At 70.0% G+C, this 17,829-nt stretch carries 17 protein-coding genes; 5 read left to right on the forward strand and 12 right to left on the reverse strand.

The genetic code is table 11. The features are described 5' to 3' along the window. Positions 1-252: 252 nt before the first annotated feature. The 4 genes from GEV10_27185 to GEV10_27200 all read left to right on the forward strand — a co-directional run bounded on the left by GEV10_27185 (position 253) and on the right by GEV10_27200 (position 3,402). Positions 253-1,056, forward strand: a complete 804-nt coding sequence (locus tag GEV10_27185; protein MQA82112.1) for a pentapeptide repeat-containing protein — start codon at positions 253-255, stop codon at positions 1,054-1,056. Positions 1,057-1,286: 230 nt separating this feature from the next. Next, a complete protein-coding gene (locus GEV10_27190) occupies positions 1,287-1,490 on the forward strand; it encodes a cold-shock protein (GenBank protein MQA82113.1) in 204 nt (67 codons plus the stop codon). Between the two features lie 195 nt (positions 1,491-1,685). Next, on the forward strand, positions 1,686-2,798 hold the full coding sequence (locus GEV10_27195; GenBank protein MQA82114.1) for an acyl-CoA desaturase: 1,113 nt from the start codon (positions 1,686-1,688) through the stop codon (positions 2,796-2,798). Positions 2,799-3,087: 289 nt separating this feature from the next. Beyond that, on the forward strand, positions 3,088-3,402 hold the full coding sequence (locus GEV10_27200; protein MQA82115.1) for a hypothetical protein: 315 nt from the start codon (positions 3,088-3,090) through the stop codon (positions 3,400-3,402). A gap of 198 nt (positions 3,403-3,600) precedes the next feature. On the opposite strand, the gene GEV10_27205 is transcribed toward GEV10_27200, so the two are convergent. The 12 genes from GEV10_27205 to GEV10_27260 form a co-directional block, all read right to left on the reverse strand. Beyond that, positions 3,601-5,250: a PucR family transcriptional regulator gene (locus GEV10_27205; GenBank protein ID MQA82116.1), complete on the reverse strand. Its 1,650-nt coding sequence runs from the start codon at positions 5,248-5,250 to the stop codon at positions 3,601-3,603. A 64-nt stretch (positions 5,251-5,314) separates the two neighbouring features. Beyond that, entirely contained in the window at positions 5,315-6,550 is a 1,236-nt protein-coding gene (locus tag GEV10_27210) for an amidohydrolase family protein (protein ID MQA82117.1), read from the reverse strand. 4 nt (positions 6,551-6,554) lie between these two features. Then, on the reverse strand, positions 6,555-7,568 hold the full coding sequence (locus GEV10_27215; protein ID MQA82118.1) for an ATP-binding cassette domain-containing protein: 1,014 nt from the start codon (positions 7,566-7,568) through the stop codon (positions 6,555-6,557). After that, on the reverse strand, positions 7,565-8,575 hold the full coding sequence (locus tag GEV10_27220; protein ID MQA82119.1) for an ATP-binding cassette domain-containing protein: 1,011 nt from the start codon (positions 8,573-8,575) through the stop codon (positions 7,565-7,567). Before GEV10_27220 ends, GEV10_27215 begins: the two co-directional genes overlap by 4 nt. Before the next feature lies 1 nt (position 8,576). Further along, positions 8,577-9,494 (reverse strand): ABC transporter permease subunit, encoded by a 918-nt coding sequence (locus GEV10_27225; protein MQA82120.1) that lies wholly within the window; start codon positions 9,492-9,494, stop codon positions 8,577-8,579. After that, a complete protein-coding gene (locus GEV10_27230; GenBank protein ID MQA82121.1) occupies positions 9,491-10,426 on the reverse strand; it encodes an ABC transporter permease subunit in 936 nt (311 codons plus the stop codon). Before GEV10_27230 ends, GEV10_27225 begins: the two co-directional genes overlap by 4 nt. Positions 10,427-10,454: 28 nt before the next feature. Then, positions 10,455-11,558, reverse strand: a complete 1,104-nt coding sequence (locus GEV10_27235; protein MQA82122.1) for a membrane dipeptidase — start codon at positions 11,556-11,558, stop codon at positions 10,455-10,457. Further along, a complete protein-coding gene (locus tag GEV10_27240; protein ID MQA82123.1) occupies positions 11,473-13,008 on the reverse strand; it encodes an ABC transporter substrate-binding protein in 1,536 nt (511 codons plus the stop codon). Before GEV10_27240 ends, GEV10_27235 begins: the two co-directional genes overlap by 86 nt. Before the next feature lie 46 nt (positions 13,009-13,054). After that, on the reverse strand, positions 13,055-14,572 hold the full coding sequence (locus tag GEV10_27245; GenBank protein ID MQA82124.1) for an amidohydrolase family protein: 1,518 nt from the start codon (positions 14,570-14,572) through the stop codon (positions 13,055-13,057). A 27-nt stretch (positions 14,573-14,599) separates the two neighbouring features. Then, positions 14,600-15,982: an FAD-dependent oxidoreductase gene (locus tag GEV10_27250; GenBank protein ID MQA82125.1), complete on the reverse strand. Its 1,383-nt coding sequence runs from the start codon at positions 15,980-15,982 to the stop codon at positions 14,600-14,602. 141 nt (positions 15,983-16,123) lie between these two features. Beyond that, positions 16,124-16,489, reverse strand: coding sequence for a hypothetical protein (locus GEV10_27255; protein MQA82126.1), 366 nt, complete (start codon positions 16,487-16,489; stop codon positions 16,124-16,126). Between the two features lie 234 nt (positions 16,490-16,723). Continuing rightward, positions 16,724-16,996, reverse strand: a complete 273-nt coding sequence (locus tag GEV10_27260) for a DUF2277 family protein (protein ID MQA82127.1) — start codon at positions 16,994-16,996, stop codon at positions 16,724-16,726. A 126-nt stretch (positions 16,997-17,122) separates the two neighbouring features. Between GEV10_27260 and GEV10_27265 the strand changes: the two genes are divergently transcribed. After that, complete coding sequence (locus GEV10_27265; protein MQA82128.1) at positions 17,123-17,578, forward strand: glyoxalase; 456 nt, start codon at positions 17,123-17,125, stop codon at positions 17,576-17,578. Positions 17,579-17,829: the final 251 nt, after the last annotated feature.

The raw sequence follows: 17,829 nt of genomic DNA on the forward strand, positions 1-17,829 counted from the left end.
AGGACTTCGCCCGCCGAGACCAGCCGATCAGTTGCTCCCGCTCGGCACCGGTCAACACCAACTCCGCCTTCGGACGCCCAGTTCTCGGCATGCCACCACCATACCGACTTAACCTACGAATTTCCGGCGGGCGACACTAGGGTGCGTGACAGGTATCCGTTCGTGAGGAGGAGTAGGTCATGATCCGCGCGCTGTGGGTGTACGCCCACCCCGACCCGCGCTCGTTGAACGGCGCACTCAGGCACTACCTCCATGCCGACTGAGCTGCGCGCGGACTGCGCGAACTGCGCGGGGCTGTGCTGTGTCGCGTCGGCGTTCTCGCGGTCGGCGGACTTCGCCATCGACAAGGAGGCCGGTCAGCCCTGCCCCCACCTGCGCGAGGACTTCCGCTGCGGCATCCACGGCGAGCTGCGGCAGCGAGGCTTCGCCGGCTGCACCGTGTACGACTGCTTCGGCGCGGGACAGCAGGTCACGCAGGTCACGTTCGGCGGACGTGACTGGCGCGGGTCGCCCGAGATCGGCGCGCGGATGTTCGAGGTCTTCGGCGTCATGCGCCAGCTGCATGAGCTGCTCTGGTACCTGTCGGAGGCGCTGACGCTCTCACCCGCCCGGTCGGTGCACGTCGAGCTCCGTGCCGCGCTCGGCGACGTCGCACGCCTCACCCTGGAGGACCCCGACACCCTGGCCGCGCTCGACGTCGCCGCGCGCCGGCGCGACATCGCGGTGCTGCTGCGGCGCGCGAGCGCTCTCACCCGGGACGGCGTCGGTCGGCGCCGCGCCGACCACGCGGGAGCCGACCTGGTCGGGAAGGATCTCCGCCGCGCCGACCTGCACGGTGCGGACCTGCGCGGGGCGTACCTCATCGGTGCCGGTCTCGAGGGCGCCGACCTGCGCCGTGCCGACCTCCTGGGCGCCGACCTCAGGGGCGCCAGGCTCGCCGGTGCCGACCTCACCGGCGCGCTCTTCCTCCTGCAGTCCCAGCTCGACGCCGCGACGGGCGACACCACCACGACACTGCCCGCCGCACACACTCGACCGGCGCACTGGCTCCGCTGACCTCCCCGACCGGGCGCCACGGGGTGCAACGGACGGAATACCCGCCGGACGAGCCTGGTTGTACGTGGCGGTCGTAAGAATTTCTGTGTTCGTGATGTGATCATCACGCCCGCGGATCCTCGCGGGTGGTTCGTTCCTCGCCAGTCACTGGTGCGGTGCCGCTGCTCGAATGTGCGGCCTCGACCGCCACGTCGGCGCGTCGATACCCCAGATGGCAAGGAGACAGGTACATGGCTCAGGGAACCGTGAAGTGGTTCAACCCCGACAAGGGCTTCGGATTCATCAACGTCGACGGTGGGGGCGAGGACGTCTTCGTCCACTTCTCCGCGATCGAGGCCAGCGGGTTCCGCAGCCTCGACGAGAACCAGCGCGTCGAGTTCGACATCACCCAGGGACAGCGCGGCCAGCAGGCTGAGCGCGTCCGGACGCTCTGACCTCCAGAGACGTCACGACCGTCGCACCGGATCTGCCCATTACGGGCAGGCCCGGTGCGACGGTCCGTTTGAGCACCTACCGGTCGGGGTAGCTCACCGTATGATCGGCACAGAACGTAGGACGTAACAACAGGCAGTGGTGCCCCAGACCCTGGTACCCGTCGTTGTCGGACGAGAAGCCAAGGACGGTGGATCATGACCACCCGCACACTCCCCCAGCCCGCAGCACGCCGAGATGACGTCACGGACGACGAGAGCGGTGCGCAGGAGCGTTACACCCACCTGTACAAGGCGCTGTCGAAGAAGGTGAAGGCCTCCGGCCTGCTGAAGCGTCGCTACGGTTACTACTGGACCAAGATGTCACTGACCGTTCTTGCCCTCGCCGGTGTGGGAGTCGGCGTCGTCCTGCTCGGTGACTCCTGGTTCCAGCTCCTCCTCGCGGGCGTTCTCGCGATCGTGTTCGCGCAGCTCGCGTTCATCGGTCACGACGCCGCGCATCGGCAGATCTTCGCCTCCTGGCGCGGCAACGAGTGGGCCGGGCTCATCCAGGGCACCCTGCTCGGCGGCTTGAGTACGGGCTGGTGGCAGCACAAGCACAGCCGGCATCACGCCAATCCCAACAAGCACGGCGAGGACCCCGATATCGCCCCCGGCGCCCTCGCGTTCACTCCGTACGCCCGCGCGGAACGCCACGGACTGTCGGCATTCCTGGCGGACCGGCAGGGCTGGTTCTTCTTCCCGCTCCTGCTGCTCGAGGGTCTGAACCTGCACGTCCGCAGCGTCCAGCGACTGTTCAGCCGCGCACCAATGAAGCGCCGCGGCTGGGAGCTCGCCTTCCTCACGGTCCGGTTCGGCGGCTACATCGCGGCGCTGCTGCTGGTCATGTCACCAGGCAAGGCCGCGGCGTTCCTCGGCATCCAGCTCGGCCTCTACGGGTTGTACCTGGGCAGCGCGTTCGCCCCGAACCACATCGGCATGCCCACCGTGCCGCCGAACCTGACGATCGACTTCCTCCGCCGCCAGGTGCTGATGTCCCGCAACGTCACCGGCGGCCGGTTCATCCACTTCACGCTCGGCGGACTGAACTACCAGATCGAGCACCATCTCTTCCCGAACATGCCTCGCCCCAACCTGAAGCACATCCAGCCCCTGGTGCGGCGGGTCTGCGCGGAGAACGGCATCGCGTACACCGAGAAGAACCTCCTCGCAGCGTTCAGGACCGTGGTGCGGTACCTCAACAACGTCGGCCTCGCCGGCCGCGACCCCTTCGGCTGCCCGCTCGCCGCGCAACTACGGGCACCCGCCTAGACGTACTCGGCCACGAGCTTGGTGACACGCCGGAACTGCTCGCCGACTTTACGCGACCGCTGCCGGCAACACCGAAACTCGTGCCGCGTTTCCCTGCCCGTCAGCTGATCTTCGATTAACTGACCTCTGCTGTCTGAGGGCTTGATTGGCAATGCAGATAGGTTTAGCGTCTGGCACAGAGGTGGTCGACGTACGAACCTCCTCCCGCTCCCCCGGGATGGTCAGCCGCGAGCCATCACGTGGATCGGGCCGCTCGACATCGCGGCGATCGACCGCGTGAGGAGCCTTGATGACCACACTTCGTGGATACATCGACCCGCGACAGGTCGCTGTCGCACCGCCGGCACGCACTCCCCGTCCCGTACCCTTCGAGGCGACGGTGCTCGGCGCCCGGGTCGTCCTGATCCTCGTCGACGACGTCACCGGCCGTTCCCGCTACCTGCGGGACTACCGCGCGACGAGCGAGGTCGTCACCGACGGCGCCGGCACCCGCGTCGTCGGAGTCGCCCCGGAGCGCGACTGGTACGCGTGGAGTCTCGCGTCACGTGACGGTGACTGTCCCCACAGTGAGCTGTGGCCCGCAGAACTCGTCTGGGCGGAGTAGTTTCGCGTCGGCTGCCTCTGAGTCCGCGCCTCACCCCTCTTTTCGTTGTGTAAGTCGATCATCGGGTCTCAAGAACCCGCATATCGTTTGTGGATGTATTTGTGGGCTGGAACCCGTGAGGGGCACCCTCACCGTGTCGGGGCACGGTGAGGGTGCCGTTCACGGGTGCGCTGCGAGGGTCGTCGGCGGAGCCTCACCTCACCGACGTGGACTGGGCAAGCTGCAGCACCGGTCAGGTGTGCTCTCAGTGCTCCTGAGGATGTCCAGGGCGACGAGTGCGACGTGCAGTGAGAGCCGGGTGCCGACCGCGGCGGGGTCGACGCCGAGGATGCGCCTGATGCGGCCGAGTCGTTCGTAGAACGACGGGCGCGACAGGTGCGCCGCCTGCGCCGCGGCGGACTTGTTGCAGCCGGCGCGGAGGAAGTGGGCCAAAGTCGAGACGAGCTCCGTGCCGTGGCGGGCATCGTGGGCGAGCAGGGAGCCGAGCGCCTGCTCGACGTAGGTCTGCAGCCGCGGGTCGTCGCGCAGCATGTAGAGGAACCCGCGCAGGCCGACGTCTGGCAGCCGGTAGTACGGAGCGCGTCCGGACTGGCCGCTCGCGGCGTCCGCGGCGTGCCGTGCCTCCTCGAGGGATCGTCGTGCGGCGGAGATCGACGAGACCGTCGAGCCGACGCCGATGACCACCCGACCGACCCAGTCGAGCCCGTTCAACGTGTCGGCGAGGAGGGTGAGCACGGGTTCCTCGGGCTCGGTCGGCTCCAACGCGATGAGCGCGGCCACCGTTCGCTCGTCGACGGTGCTGACGAGGGCCTTGACGCCGCGCGTCCGCAATGTCCGCTGGGTCACGTGGGCCAGGTCGCGCAGCTGGTCCTGCGATCTCGGTTCGAGCATGGTCGACGTGCCCAGGCGCAGGATCACCCCGACGAGGATGCGACGCTCCAGGGGGACCCCGACGGCGCGGGCTCGTACCGCCAGCTCGGTCATCGGCAGCGTGTGGGTGAGCACGCTGGTCAGCAGCGTCCTGTGCGTCTGGCGTTCGAGGCTCTCCCGGTCGCGGACGACGAGGTGGTTGATGGCGAGGGCACTCGCCGCCCGCTCCAGCAGGTTCCTGTGCCGCGGACCCGGCGGCTCGTGACACAGCATCACCACGCGCCCCCAGTCCTGCCCGCGGGCACCGACCACCGACACGAGCCACCCGAGGTCGGCGATGAACTCGGTCCTGTGCTCGAGGCGCACCGTGCGCGAACGTCCCTCCCAGTTCAGCAGCGACGCCGTGATCTCCTCGCCCGCCGAGTCGTGCGACAGCACCTGGTGCGCGAGGTTCTCGAGCACGACGGGACGGCCGGCGAGGCGGGCGAGCTGCCGGACGATCTCGTCGGGCTCGGCGCCCTCGACGGACAGCTCGGTGAAGATCTCGTGCACCTCGGCGGACGCCCGCAGCTCGCGCAGCTGGGCGTTGATGATGAGCGTGTGCAGGGCCTCCGTCACGGTCACGAACTGGGTCCGGCGATGGAGCTGGACGAGGGCGGTATGCCGGCGCTCGGCCGCGCCGACCAGCGAGCGCGGCAACTGCCTCTTGAACCGGCGGCCCAGCTCGACGACCAGTCCCGCCGCACCGATGTCGGCGAGGTCGTCGACGTACCTGACCAGGCCTTCCGTCGTCTTCGGCAGCGCGATGCCGGTGGTGAGCACGAGCTCACCGCCGTGCAGGAGGTTGCCGATGTCCGGGAGCTCGCTGACGTGCGCCCACCGCACGGGTGTCGCCAGACCGGCACTGCCGGCGACGACCTCGGGCACCCCGCGTCGCACCGGCTCGAGCTCGAGCACCTCAGCGACCGTCGGGAACATGGATGCCTCTGCACCGTCGTCCGCGATGAAGGACTCCACCGCTCGTTCCCCCGACCTACGCAGGCTACGGCATCGGCTCCGCGACGTGGTGCAGACGACCACCCTTCACCACGAACGCGACAGCGCCGTACGCGCTCACGTCGACCAGCGGATCCCCGTCGAGGGCGACGAGGTCCGCGGCCTTGCCCACCTCGACGGTGCCGGTCTCGTCCCCGACGCCCAGCACGTCTGCCGCCTCCCCCGTCGCGGCCCTGAGCACCTGCATCGGGCTCATCCCCGCCTCGCGCATCATCTCCAGCTCCAGCACGTTGTCCGCGCCGATCTGGTGGTACGGGCCGCCCGCGTCGGTGCCGAACACGACCCGCACGCCACCGCGCACCGCTCGGCGGACGCTGTCGAGGTGCGGCTCGAGGGCCTCCTCCGACTTCGCGCACGCGTACGGCTCCGCACCCTCGGCGAGACCTCGCTCCACGAGCCGGCGGTACACCGACAGCGTGGGGACGAGCGCGACGCCGGCGGCGACCAGCTGCTCGATCACCTCGTCGGTGAGGAACACCCCGTGCTCGATGGTGCGGACGCCCGCGCGTACGGCGGCACTGATGCCGGCGGAGGCGTGCGCGTGGGCGGCGACCGACATCTCCGCGCCCTCGGCCTCGGTGACGACCGCGTGCATCTCCTCCTCGTCGAGCTGGATCGACGTGAGCTTCTCGTTGGGTGACCGTGCTCCGCCCGTCGCCGCGACCTTGAGCCACCGCGCGCCCGCCTTGATCTGCTCGCGCGCCGCCTTCTTCGCCTCCACCGGCCCGTCGCACTCACGCCCGGTGCGGTGGCCGTGGCCACCGGTCATGCAGATGATCCTGCCCGCGGGCAGGACCCGCGGCCCGGCGACCGTCCCGGTCTCGGTCAGCCGGGCGATCGCGAACACCCCGGTGGTCGCGCAGCCCAGGTCGCGGACCGTCGTGAGGCCCGCGCGCAACGCGCGCTGCGCCTGGACGACACCGTTGACGACCTGCTCGGACTCGCTCAGCCAGCGACCTGCCGGCGGCCCCCACTCCGAGGCCTTGGCCAGCGTGTGGCAGAGGTGGACGTGGCAGTCGGCGAGCCCGGGGATGACGGTCCTGCCGGTGGCGTCGATACACCGACGCGGCCCGCTCGGGTCGTCATCGGGTCGGTCCGCCGCCCGCCCGACCCAGGCGATCCGCCCGTCGACGACGTCGACCCGCGCGTCGGGCAACGGCTCGCGTCCCGTCCCGTCGACGACCGTGCCGTGCACGATCGAGAATCCCTCGTCACCGCTCATCGGTCTACGCACCCGCTTCCTCGCTGTCTGCCTGCTCGGGAAAGTGGCAGGCCGCCCGGTGCCCGCCGTCCGCCGGCGTCAGCTCGGGACGCTCCTGCGCGCACAGGTCCTGCGCCTTCCAGCACCGGGTACGGAACGGGCAGCCGGACGGCGGGTCGGTCGGCGTCGGCGGATCGCCGACGAGGACCACGCGGTCGCGGCTGCCGCGGTCGAGTGGGTCCTCGACGGGCACCGCGGACAGCAACGCCCTCGTGTACGGATGCCGCGGATGCGCATACACGTCCCCCACGTCGCCGGTCTCGACGATCCGCCCGAGGTACATCACCGCGACCCGGCGCGCGACGTATCGCACGACCGCGAGGTCGTGCGAGATGAACAGGTACGCGAGGCCGAGCTCGTCCTGCAGCCGGTTGAGCAGCGTCACGATCTGCGCCTGGATCGAGACGTCGAGCGCGGACACCGGTTCGTCGAGCACCAGCAGGTCGGGGTTGAGCGCGAGCGCGCGGGCGATGCCGATCCGCTGTCGTTGACCGCCGGAGAACTCGTGCGGGAAGCGGTCCGCGTGCTCGGGCCCGAGCCCGACCATGTCGAGCAGCTCCGCCACCCGCGCGGGACCGGTGAGCCGCCCGTACCTGCCGTGCACGCGCAACGGCTCGGAGACGATCCGGCGCACCGTCATCCGCGGGTCGAGGGACGCGAACGGGTCCTGGAAGACCATCTGCATCCGGCTGCGGACCCCGTGCAGGCCCGCCCGCCCCAGCTGCGTGATGTCCCGACCGTCGAAGGTGATGCGCCCGCGCGTCGGCCGCTGCAGCCGCACCGTCAGCTGCGCGAGCGTCGACTTGCCGCAGCCCGACTCGCCCACGAGCGCGAGCGTCTCGCCGGCGTCGATGGTGAAGCTCGCGTCGTCGACGGCGTGGATTGTCCCGCGCCCGCCCAGGAGACCGTGTCCCGTGGGGAAGTGCTTGACCAGGCCGTCGACGTGGAGCAGCGGCGCGGTCTCCGTACCCGCCGTCATGGTCGCTCCACGGTGAGCTCGTCCGCGAAGTGACAGGCCGCCGCGTTGCCGTTCGGCTGGTGCACGAGCGCGGGCGCCGCATCGCGGCACTCCGTCCGTCCCGCCGTGAGCCGGCACCGCGGGTGGAACCTGCACCCGGATGGCGGAGCGGCCAGGTTCGGCGGGTTGCCGGCGATCGGCCGCAGCTCGAGCACGTCGTCCGACAGGCGCGGCAGGCTCTCCAGCAGCTGCGCCGTGTACGGGTGCCGGGGCTCGTGGAACGCGGAACGAACGTCGGCGATCTCGACGGCGCGCCCGCCGTACATCACGACGACGCGGTCGGCAAGCTCGGCGACGACACCCAGGTTGTGCGTGATGAGCACCGTCGCCGCCTGGAACTCCTCGCGCGCCCTGCGCAGGAGCTCGAGCACCTGCGCCTGGACGGTGACGTCGAGCGCGGTCGTCGGCTCGTCGGCGATGAGCAGCCTCGGCCGGTTGGCGAGCGCCATCGCGATCACGACGCGCTGGCGCATGCCGCCGGAGAACTGGTGCGGGAACTGCCCGAGCCGCGCCCTCGCGTCGGGTACGCCGACGCTGTCGAGAAGCTCGGCGGCGCGCTTGCGCGCCGTCTCGCGGGACAGGCCACGGTGGTGGATGAGGATCGCCTCGGTGAGCTGCCGACCCACCGTGAGCACGGGGTTCAGCGCGGTCATCGGGTCCTGGAAGACCATCGCGACGTCCCTGCCGCGCAACCGGCGCAGGTCGCGACGGGGCATGCGGAGCAGGTCGACGCCGTCGAGGAGGATCTCGCCGCCGACGATCCGCGCGGGCGGCTGCGGCACGAGGCCGAGGACGGACATCGCGGTGACGCTCTTGCCCGATCCCGACTCGCCGACCACCCCGACGATCTCGCCCGGCGCGACGTCGTAGCTCACGTGGTCGACGGCGCGCACCACCCCTTCGGGCGTGTGGAACTCGACGGACAGGTCGCGTATCGAGAGCACCGGTGTCGACTCTGCTGTGTCCACGTCAGCTCCTCCCCCGCAGGCTGGGGTCGAGCACGTCACGCAGCGAGTCGCCGAGCAGGTTGATGCCGAGGGTGGTCACGAGCAGCGCGAGCCCCGGCATCGTCGACAGCCACCACTGGTTGTAGAGGTAGTCGCGGCCCTGCGCGATCATGCTTCCCCAGGACGGCTGCGGCGGCTGCACGCCCAGGCCGAGGAAGCTCAGCGACGCCTCGATGATGATCATGTGCGAGACCTGCAGAGTGGCGACCACGATGATCGAGCCGGTCACATTCGGCAGCACGTGGGTGACCATCGAACGGACCGGCCGCTCCCCCAGCGACTCGGCGGCGAGCACGTACTCCCGTTCCCGCACCGAGAGCACCTCGCCGCGCACCACCCGCGCGTACGTCACCCAGCCGGTGAGCCCGAGCACGAGCACGGTGTTCGTCAGGCCCGCGCCGAGCACCGCCATCACCGCGAGGGCGAGCACGAGGAACGGGATCGACAGCCACACGTCCGCGAACCGCATCAGCAGGCTGTCGAGCCAGCCGCCGAAGTAGCCCGCGTACAGTCCCGCCAGCACACCGAGGACGGTCTGGAGCACGACGGTCCCGAGACCGACGATCATCGAGATCCGTGCCCCGTAGATGACCCGGCTGAGCAGGTCACGACCGAGCTGGTCCGTGCCGAGGACGTGGTTCCAGTCGCCGCCGCTCATCCACGCCGGCGGGCGCCCGACGTCGGCCAGCGACTGCGCCAGCGGGTCGTGCGGCGCGATCAACGGCGCGAACACCGCGCACAGGACGACGATCGCGAGCACGGCACCGCCGATGACGCCTCCGACGTTGTGCCGCAGCAGCACCCCGCGCGGGAGGAAGGTGAGACGCCGCCCTTGCGGCCCGCCGCCGAGGCGCCCGGGTCCCGCCGCCGTGCGGGTCACGTGGCGGCTCGCAGGGTCTGCGGCCTGATCCGCGGGTCGAGGCCGAAGTACAGGGTGTCGACGAGGAGGTTCGCCGCGACGACGATCGTCGCCGTCACGATCACGAACGCCTGGATGACGACGAAGTCTCTGTTGGAGATCGCCTGGTACGCCAGCATGCCCATGCCCGGGTACGCGAAGACGGTCTCGGTGACCACGGCACGTCCCATCAGCGAGCTGAACTGCAGGCCCCAGACCGTGACGACGGGGATGGCGGCGTTGCGGAACACGTGTCTGGACAGGACGCTCAGCTCGAACGCTCCCTTGGCGCGGGCGGTACGCACGTAGTCCTTGTTCATCTGCTCGAGCAGGCTCGACCGCAGCAGCCGTACGGTCTCGGCCGCGCCGTACAGGCCGAGGGTCACGGCGGGCAGCACGAGGCCGCGCAGGTCCGTGCTCCCCGTCGCCGGCAGCAGCCGCAGCTTGACCGCCACGAACAGGATCAGCATCAGGCCGAGGAAGAAGTTCGGCACACACTGGGCGACGAGCGCGAACGCCCTGCCCACCTGGTCGACCCACGAGCCGCGGCGGACCGCGGTGAGGACGCCCACGGGGATGCCCACGGCCAGCGAGACGACGAGGGACGCCGCCGCCAGCTGCACGCTCGGCCCGAGACGGTCGAGCACGAGCGACATGGCGTCGGTCCCCTGCATCAGCGACTGACCGAAGTCACCGGTGACCGCGCCGCCGATGAATCGCAGGAACTGCAGGAGCAACGGGTCGTTGAGGCCGGCGTTCTGCCGGTAGAGGTCGATGTCCTCCTGCGTCGCGTCCGGCGGCAGCATGATCGCCGCCGGGTCCCCCGTGAGCCGGGCGAGGAGGAACACGACGACCGACACGGCGAACACGACGAGCGCACCGTGGATGACGCGGCGGACGAAGAAGGTCACCATGGCGCATCGCGCTCCGTGCCCGCGGCCGTCACTGCCACACCTTCTCGAAGACCCGCAGGAAGTTGCCGCCCATGATCATCGCGACCTCGTCCTCGTCGAACCCGTGCCCGAGCAGCGCCGCGGTGACGCGCGGCAGGTGCCGCATCGACGGCAGGCCCTGCACCATCCGCGTGCCGAGCCTGCTGTAAGGGCGCAGCGTCTCGCCGTACCTGCGCTGGATGTCGAAGACGAAGCTGGTGTTGGTCCGGCCCTCGAACATGTCCGTGCCCACGCCGACGTGCTCCACACCGACGAGCTCCGCCGCGTACGCGACGTGTCGCACCAGGTCGTCGAGGGTCGGCCAGCTCCCGTACCTGGTCTCGGCGAACGTGGCGTACGCCGAGACGCCCATCACCCCGCCCGAGCCGGCTACCGCGCGGATCAGGTCATCCCGTACGCATCGCGGGTTGTCGTTCAGGGCGCGGACGTTCGCGTGCGAGATGATCACCGGCCGCTCGCTCGCCGCGACCGCGTCCAGGGCCGTGCGTTCGCCGGCGTGGCTCAGGTCGACGACGACGCCGACGCGGTCGCACTCGCGCACGACCTGGCGGCCGAACGCCGTCAGGCCGTGGTCCTCGGGCTCGAGGCATCCGGAGCCCAGGCGGTTGCGTTCGCTGTACGTCAGCTGCGCGATCCGCAGGCCCATGCGCTGGAAGACCTCGACGAGGTCGACCTCGTTCTCGAGGAAGTCGCAGCCCTGGACGCCGAGGATGATGCCGAGCCTGCCCGTCTCCTTCGCGAGCAGGATGTCCGACACCTGGCCGACCACGAGCAGCCGGTCGGGCACCGTCCCCGCCAGCCAGTGGTAGCGCAACGCCTCCTTGAGGACGGGCACCGGCGTGCCGGGTGTCGACGACGCGAGCGTCACGTTCACGGCCGTCACTCCGCCGGCGATGATCGGCTCGTACTCCCAGGCCGAGCCGCCGAGGCCGTCGACCACGATCGCCCGTTCGTGGGCGCGCTGCGCCCTGACGTCGACGGTCTCCGCCGGGAGGGTCATCGCCGGCTCACTTCGGGCAGCGGTGGGCGGTGACGACGTCGATCCGTTCCTCGGGCCGCGGCTTCCACCCGCACAGGTCCGATCGTTGCGCATACAGGTCGTCCTGGTCCCACAGGAAGACCCACGGCGCCGTCTCGACGACCTGCTCGTGCAGCCGCTTGAGCTGCTCCAGCCGGCTCGCCTCGTCGAGGTTGGTCTGTTGCGCCGCGATGACCTTGTCCATCGTCTTGTTGTGGAAGTAGCCGCGTCCCTCGGACGAGAAGTAGAGCTTGTAGTAGTAGTCGGCGTCGAGCAGCGTGTTGCCGAGCCCCATGAGGAACAGGCCCTGCTGCTTCTTCGCGACGGTCTTCGGCCAGAACGTGCCCCAGTCGGAGATCCGTAGCTTGGTCTTGACGCCGGCCTTCGCCAGCTGACCGGCGATCGCCTCGGCGAGCTCGGCGTCCTTCATGTAGCGGCCGCGCGGAGCCTCGAACGGCAGGGTGAGCCCGTTCGGGTAGCCCGCGTCCGCCAGCAGCTGCTTCGCCTTCGCGGGGTCGTACTCGTACGCGGAGTCCCTGATGCCGTCGTCCCAGCCGTGGATCTGCGGGCCGAAGGCCACTCCGGTGAGGCGCGCCCGTCCCCCGAGGATCCCCTTGATCAGCGCCTTCCGGTCGATCGCGTAGTTGAGCGCCTGCCGCACCTTCGGGTCGTTCAGCGGCTTCACGAACGTGTTCATGCCGACGAAGATGGTCCGCACCCCGTGGATCGGCGCGAGCTTGGTCTCCGGCTGGCCGTCGACCTGCGCGACGAGCTCGGGCGGGACGTTGACGATGATGTCCGCCGCGCCGGTCTTGAGCGCCGCCACCCTGACGGACGCCTCGGCGATCGTCTTGAAGACGACCTGCTTGTTCTTCGGCTTCTCGCCCCAGTAGCCGTCGAACGCGTCCATCACGTACTCGCTGTCGCGGTCCCACCGGACGAACTTGTACGGTCCCGAGCCGATCGGCTTCCTGGCGAACTCCTCGTCGCCGACCTTCTCGATGTACGCCTTCGGCACGATGGGTGCCTCGAGCAGCCGGGCGAGCAGCGGGCCGTACGGCGCCTTCGTGACGATGTCGACGGTGTGGTCGTCGACCTTCACGGCCTTCTCGATGACGTCCACGTTGGAGCGGTTCTTGAAGTTCTTCTTCGGGTCGAGCAGCCGGGTGAAGGTGTAGACGACGTCGTCGGCGGTGAGCGCGGTGCCGTCGTGGAACTTGACACCCTCGCGCAGCGTGAACCGCCAGGTCCGGTCGTTCACGACCTTCCACTTGGTCGCCACACCCGGCTTGATCTTGAGGCTCGCGTCGCGCAGGACCAGCGGGTCGAACTGCAGGTAGCCGATGTTCAGTGACGGCGTCGCCGACTGGTTCGCCGGGTCGCCCGACTCGGTGTCGACGCCCTGGACGACGACGATCTTGCCGCTGTCCGCGCCGTCGGACTGCCCCCCGCCCCCCGAGCAGCCGGCGAGCACGGACGCGGCCAGACCTGCGGCCAACAGCGCGGTGAGGAGACGGATTCGCATGGCGGAATCCCTTCGGTGGAACGGGACAAGGGGAACGGCGTGGTTGCTAGCGCTCGAAGACGACGTCGCCGTCGAGCACGGTGTGCGTCACGGAGACGCCGAACAGCTCCTCCGGTCGGACGCTCTCGATGTCGTGGCTGAGGAGTGCCGCGTCCCCGAGGAGACCGGGGCGCAACGCTCCCTTCTCGTTCTCCTCGAACGCACCGGCTGCCGCCCATCCCGTGAAGAGCCGCAGACCCTCGTCGAGGGTGATCGCCTCGGGAAGGTTGTTCGCCGAGCCGTCGGGACGCCGTCGCGCGACGGCGAGGGCGATGTTGAACAGCGGCGCGATGCCGTCGGGCACCGTCCCGGTGGAGTCCGATCCCCCGATCGGGTGGAAGCCGGCGTCGATCAGGCTTCGCAACGGAGCACCGTTGCGTTCCAGGTCACCCCGGCTGTACATGAACTGCGGCGTCGTCACCAGCAGTGCCCCGGTGCTCTGTGCCCACGGGATGTCGGCGGGGTCGATCCAGTCCCCGCCGTGCTCGACGCGGTGACGCAGTCCCTTCGGGTCCCGCTGCTCGACCGTGCCGATGCACTTCGCGGTCATGCGGATGCCGTGCTCGCTCACCGCGTGCATGAACACCTGGTAGTCGGCGGCGTGGCACCGTCCGAGGAAGTCGGTGAGCTCGTCCTCGGTCCAGTGGAGTGTGCCACCGGCTCCGTGCCCGCCCTCGATGAACACCTTGACTCCGCCGAACCGGAGGAAGTCGTCGCCGTCACCGCGCGCCCAGCCACGCTCGATCATCTGGTCGACCGACGTCACCCACGGAAAGTGGTAGAGCCTCGCACGCACGGGGATCTCGCGGTCACGGACGAGCGTCGTCAGCGCGTCGTGCTGGTCCACCGTCTTGGGCATGGTGTGGACCGTCGTGACGCCGTTAGCGGTGAACAGCTCGGCGAACTTGGCCCTGATCGCGTCCTTGGTCTCCTCGATCGTGCCGAGTGGCATGAGGTGGGAGATCTCGGTCACCACACCGGTCGGCTCGCCCGCCTCGTCGGTGTGGACGACGGAACCGTGCGGCACCTCGCCACCGATGACCCCGAGGTCCTTCATCGCGGCCGTGTTGAGCTGGGCGACGTGCAGGCCTGCGAGCACGCCGACGGGTTCGTCCGGGCTGACGGCGTCGAGCTCGGCGCGGGTGAAGAGTCGCCCCTCGGCGACCTTCTCCTGTAGCCGGAACGAGCTTCGACAGACCAGCCAGCCGCGGCGCCCGTTCTGCCGCTCCTCACGGATCCGGTCGCCGATGGCGGCGAGGCTGGAGTACGGCGGGCTGTGCACCGGGAGCTGGTAGCCGAGGGCGACGCACGTCCCCTCGACGTGACTGTGCCCGTCGATGAAGCCGGGCACGACCGTCCGCCCGCCGGCGTCGAGCTCGTCGGCGCCGCCGGAGACGGCGATGACGTCCTTCGTGGTGCCGACCAACGAGACCCGACCGTCCCTGATCAGCACGGCCTCGGCCCGCGGCGTCGACGGGTCCCGGGTCAGGACCCGTCCGTTGACGATCGCGATGTTCCCGCCCACGCCGTACCTCCTCGAACCTCGCTGGTGTCAGTGACTGGTCAGTCGCTCGGCGATGCTCCAACCGCTCGGTGGGCGGCCGGTACGTTCGCCGCGCGCGTCGGTGCGGAACAGCGACGCCTGCAGGGCACGTACCGCGGTCCACCGCAACGGCTCGGGCTCCCAGTTGCGCGACCTGTGGTCGATCAGCGGCAGCCGGCTGACCCTGGTGTCCTTCTCGGTCAACCGGTCCGCCAACGCCTGGCCCGCGAGGTTGCTCATCGCCACGCCCTGCCCGGTGTAGCCGAACGCGCCGGCGACACCGGCCGTCCGGTCGTGGAAGACGTTCGGCATCCAGTCGCGTGGCACCCCGAGCGGGCCGCCCCACTCGTGGGTGATCCGCACGTCGGCGAGGCTCGGGAACCAGCTCACCAGGTGCCCGCGCAACCGGTCATGCGTCGCGCGGTGCCGGTCGAACGTCCCGTCGATGCGCGAGCCGTAGTGATACGGCGCCCCGCGTCCCCCGAACAGGATCCGGCCGTCGTGGGTGCGGGACAGGTAGTCGACCGTGAGGCAGCACGAGGAGAGACCCTCGCCGCCGTCCCAGCCGATCTCCGCCCACTGCGCCGGCGACAGGGGCTCGGTGAGCACGACGAGTGAGTACAGCGGGATCAGCCGCCGGTGGGAGCCGGGCAGCTGGGTGGTGTATGCCTCGCTCGCCAGTACGACGTTGCGCGCCTCGACGACTCCCGTTGACGTGGTCACCCGGGGGCGGGGGCCGGGCTCGACCGCGGTCACCGGTGTCCGCTCGTAGACCGTACCGCCGTGCCGTTCCACCGCCTCGGCCAGCCCGCGTACCAGCCGCCCCGGATGCACCCAGGCGACGTTGGGGTCGAAGAGGCCCGCTTCCGCTCCTTGCACGTCGATACGTGCACGCGTCTCGTCCCGGTCGAGCCGGACGATGCCGTCGGCGAGGCCGAGGGCCTCGAGCTCGTCCCACTTCGTCGCCAGCGCCGGGAGCTCGTGTCGGCCGCGGGCGATCCTCAAGACGCCGCTGTGCCGGAAGTGGGCGTCGATGCCCTCGCTACTGCACGCCTCCTGCACCGCGCCGATCCGGCTGCGCAGCATCTCGAGCATCTCCCGCGCACCCGCCGCGCCGTACTTCTTCGTCAGCGCCCGCGGGGTCACGCCCAGCATCGTGGCGTTGCACCACCCGGCGTTGCGGCCGGAGCCACCGAAGCCGGCGATCTCCCGTTCGAGCACCACGACGTTCAGGCTGGGGTCGTTGCGCAGCAGGTAGTACGCGGTCCACAGGCCGGAGAAGCCGGCACCGACGACGGCGACGTCGCAGCTCGTCGACCCGTCCAGGGACGGCCGGGGGTCGAGGGCGCCGACGTCCTCCAGCCAGTAGCTGAGGGCTGCGTAGTCGTGCACGGGCACCGCCGACCTCTCCGGTCCGTGACCGCCGCGTTCGCGGGGCCCGGTGAGGAGAGTCAAGCCGTGCGAAGGTGTGCCTGCCAATTGGCGCACCTGTCACGTGCGGGACCCCATTTCTTACACCCGTGTACACCGTGGTCAGGTGACGTCGCTGAGCTCGACGTGCCTGCGGTCCGCGCTGAGGAGCGCCCCGACGACGAGGAACAGGCCGCCCACCGCGAGGAGGACGACGGGAGTGAACTCGTACGGCATGAACGTGGCGAGGCCGAGCATGTACCAGGAGTAGAACGCGGGCAGGATGCTCGGCAGGCTGTAGGCGATGCCGTAGCCGGAGGCGCGGATCTCGGTGGGGAACAGCTCGGTGAGGAACACGGTGATGAGCGACCTGCTCGCCGTGCCGGGTGTCGACGCGATGAACGAGTACTTCGAGGGCCGCCGCCAGCGCGGCCTGTGGCTGCATGTGATCAGGTCACGCGAGAAGGAGTCGGACGTCGGCTGGCCCACCGACCCGACCAGGTTCCGCGTCGCGCGCTACGCCCCGCGCGGCCGCGTGTTCGCCATGACCACCGTCATCGGCGGCGACTCGGTGGCGCTGATGTCGTCGCGGCAGGAGAGCTTCGGCCTGATCATCGACAGCCCCGAGTTCGTCGCCTTGCAGGGCAACCTGTTCGACGTGCTCTGGGAGACCAGCACCCCCTCCGACGAACCGTCGACGGCACCTGACCGCGTCGCGAGCGCTCAGGCGCCGCGGGCGGCCATGCGCGCACGGACCTCGGGGCGGCGCAGCGGCGGCACCGTGGGCGGCGGCTGGCGACGGGCCGGCAGCTCGCCGAGCAGCCGGGTGGTGATCACGGTGATCTCGGCGACCGCGGCCTCGAACGGCTCACGGGTCGCGTCGGAGACGCTCTGCACGCCGCTGACCTTGCGCACGTACTGTCGTGCGGCGGCCTCGATCTCCTCAGCCGTCGCCACCGGCTCGAGGCCGCGGAGGGTGGTGATGTTTCTGCACATGCGGCCCAGCCTACGGTCCCGCCGCGACAGCCGGCACCAACCAGCTCCCGGCCGGTGCGGAAACCCCGACGCCCTCTCGACGAATTGCGGACAGAAGGTGACCACTTGGGTCGAGAGACTGATGCCATGACGACGACACCGCAGCAGCAGAAGCCACCCGCCAGCCTGTTCCTCTATCTCGCCTACCGCGACGCCACTGCCGCCCTCGGGTGGCTCGGTACCGCATTCGGGTTCGAGATAACCATGTCCGCCCCCGATGACAAGGGCGGAGTCGCGCACGCCGAGCTGCGTGTCGGCGACGCCTCGATCATCGTGTTCAGCGACGACGACGGCTGCGAACGCCCGCCGCGTAGAGGCTTCACGATCGGGTTCGGTGCATATCTCTGTCTTGCCGAGCAGACCGACGTCGACCAGATCCACGCCCGCGCGGTCGCCGCCGGAGCCGTGTCGGTCTGGCAGCCTGAGAGCACCGAGTGGGGCAACTACCGGTGCCGGGTCGTCGATCCCGAGGGCTACGAGTGGACGTTCGGCACCCACCGCCCCGGCGAGCCAACCGGCGACTGGAGCGACGACGACGCCTGAAGCGGCACCTCGCCCCCGCCCTGCAATCACTGGGCGCTGGACCGAATCGATCCGCCGGGGTTGTCAGTGGCAGGCGTGGCTATGGCGACGCCTGGCACTGAATCGTCATTAGGCTCGCCGCCCGCACCGTTTGATCACGTGCACGTGATCAACGTGGACTTCACCTCGTGCCGGGACGAGGTGAAGTCCATGTCGGTGAGGTGAAGCTCCGCCGATGACCCTCGCAGCGCACCTGTGAACGGCACCCTCAC

This window comes from Streptosporangiales bacterium (genome assembly GCA_009379955.1).
GTDB lineage: Bacteria > Actinomycetota > Actinomycetes > Streptosporangiales > WHST01 > WHST01.

Coding starts and splice junctions, on each gene's coding strand:
- GEV10_27185 (MQA82112.1), top strand. CDS start 253: ATGCCGACTGAGCTGCGCGCGGACTGCGCGAACTGCGCGGGGCTGTGC.
- GEV10_27190 (MQA82113.1), top strand. CDS start 1,287: ATGGCTCAGGGAACCGTGAAGTGGTTCAACCCCGACAAGGGCTTCGGA.
- GEV10_27195 (MQA82114.1), top strand. CDS start 1,686: ATGACCACCCGCACACTCCCCCAGCCCGCAGCACGCCGAGATGACGTC.
- GEV10_27200 (MQA82115.1), top strand. CDS start 3,088: ATGACCACACTTCGTGGATACATCGACCCGCGACAGGTCGCTGTCGCA.
- GEV10_27205 (MQA82116.1), bottom strand. CDS start 5,250: ATGTTCCCGACGGTCGCTGAGGTGCTCGAGCTCGAGCCGGTGCGACGC.
- GEV10_27210 (MQA82117.1), bottom strand. CDS start 6,550: ATGAGCGGTGACGAGGGATTCTCGATCGTGCACGGCACGGTCGTCGAC.
- GEV10_27215 (MQA82118.1), bottom strand. CDS start 7,568: ATGACGGCGGGTACGGAGACCGCGCCGCTGCTCCACGTCGACGGCCTG.
- GEV10_27230 (MQA82121.1), bottom strand. CDS start 10,426: ATGGTGACCTTCTTCGTCCGCCGCGTCATCCACGGTGCGCTCGTCGTG.
- GEV10_27235 (MQA82122.1), bottom strand. CDS start 11,558: ATGCGCAACGATCGGACCTGTGCGGGTGGAAGCCGCGGCCCGAGGAAC.
- GEV10_27240 (MQA82123.1), bottom strand. CDS start 13,008: ATGCGAATCCGTCTCCTCACCGCGCTGTTGGCCGCAGGTCTGGCCGCG.
- GEV10_27260 (MQA82127.1), bottom strand. CDS start 16,996: ATGTGCAGAAACATCACCACCCTCCGCGGCCTCGAGCCGGTGGCGACG.
- GEV10_27265 (MQA82128.1), top strand. CDS start 17,123: ATGACGACGACACCGCAGCAGCAGAAGCCACCCGCCAGCCTGTTCCTC.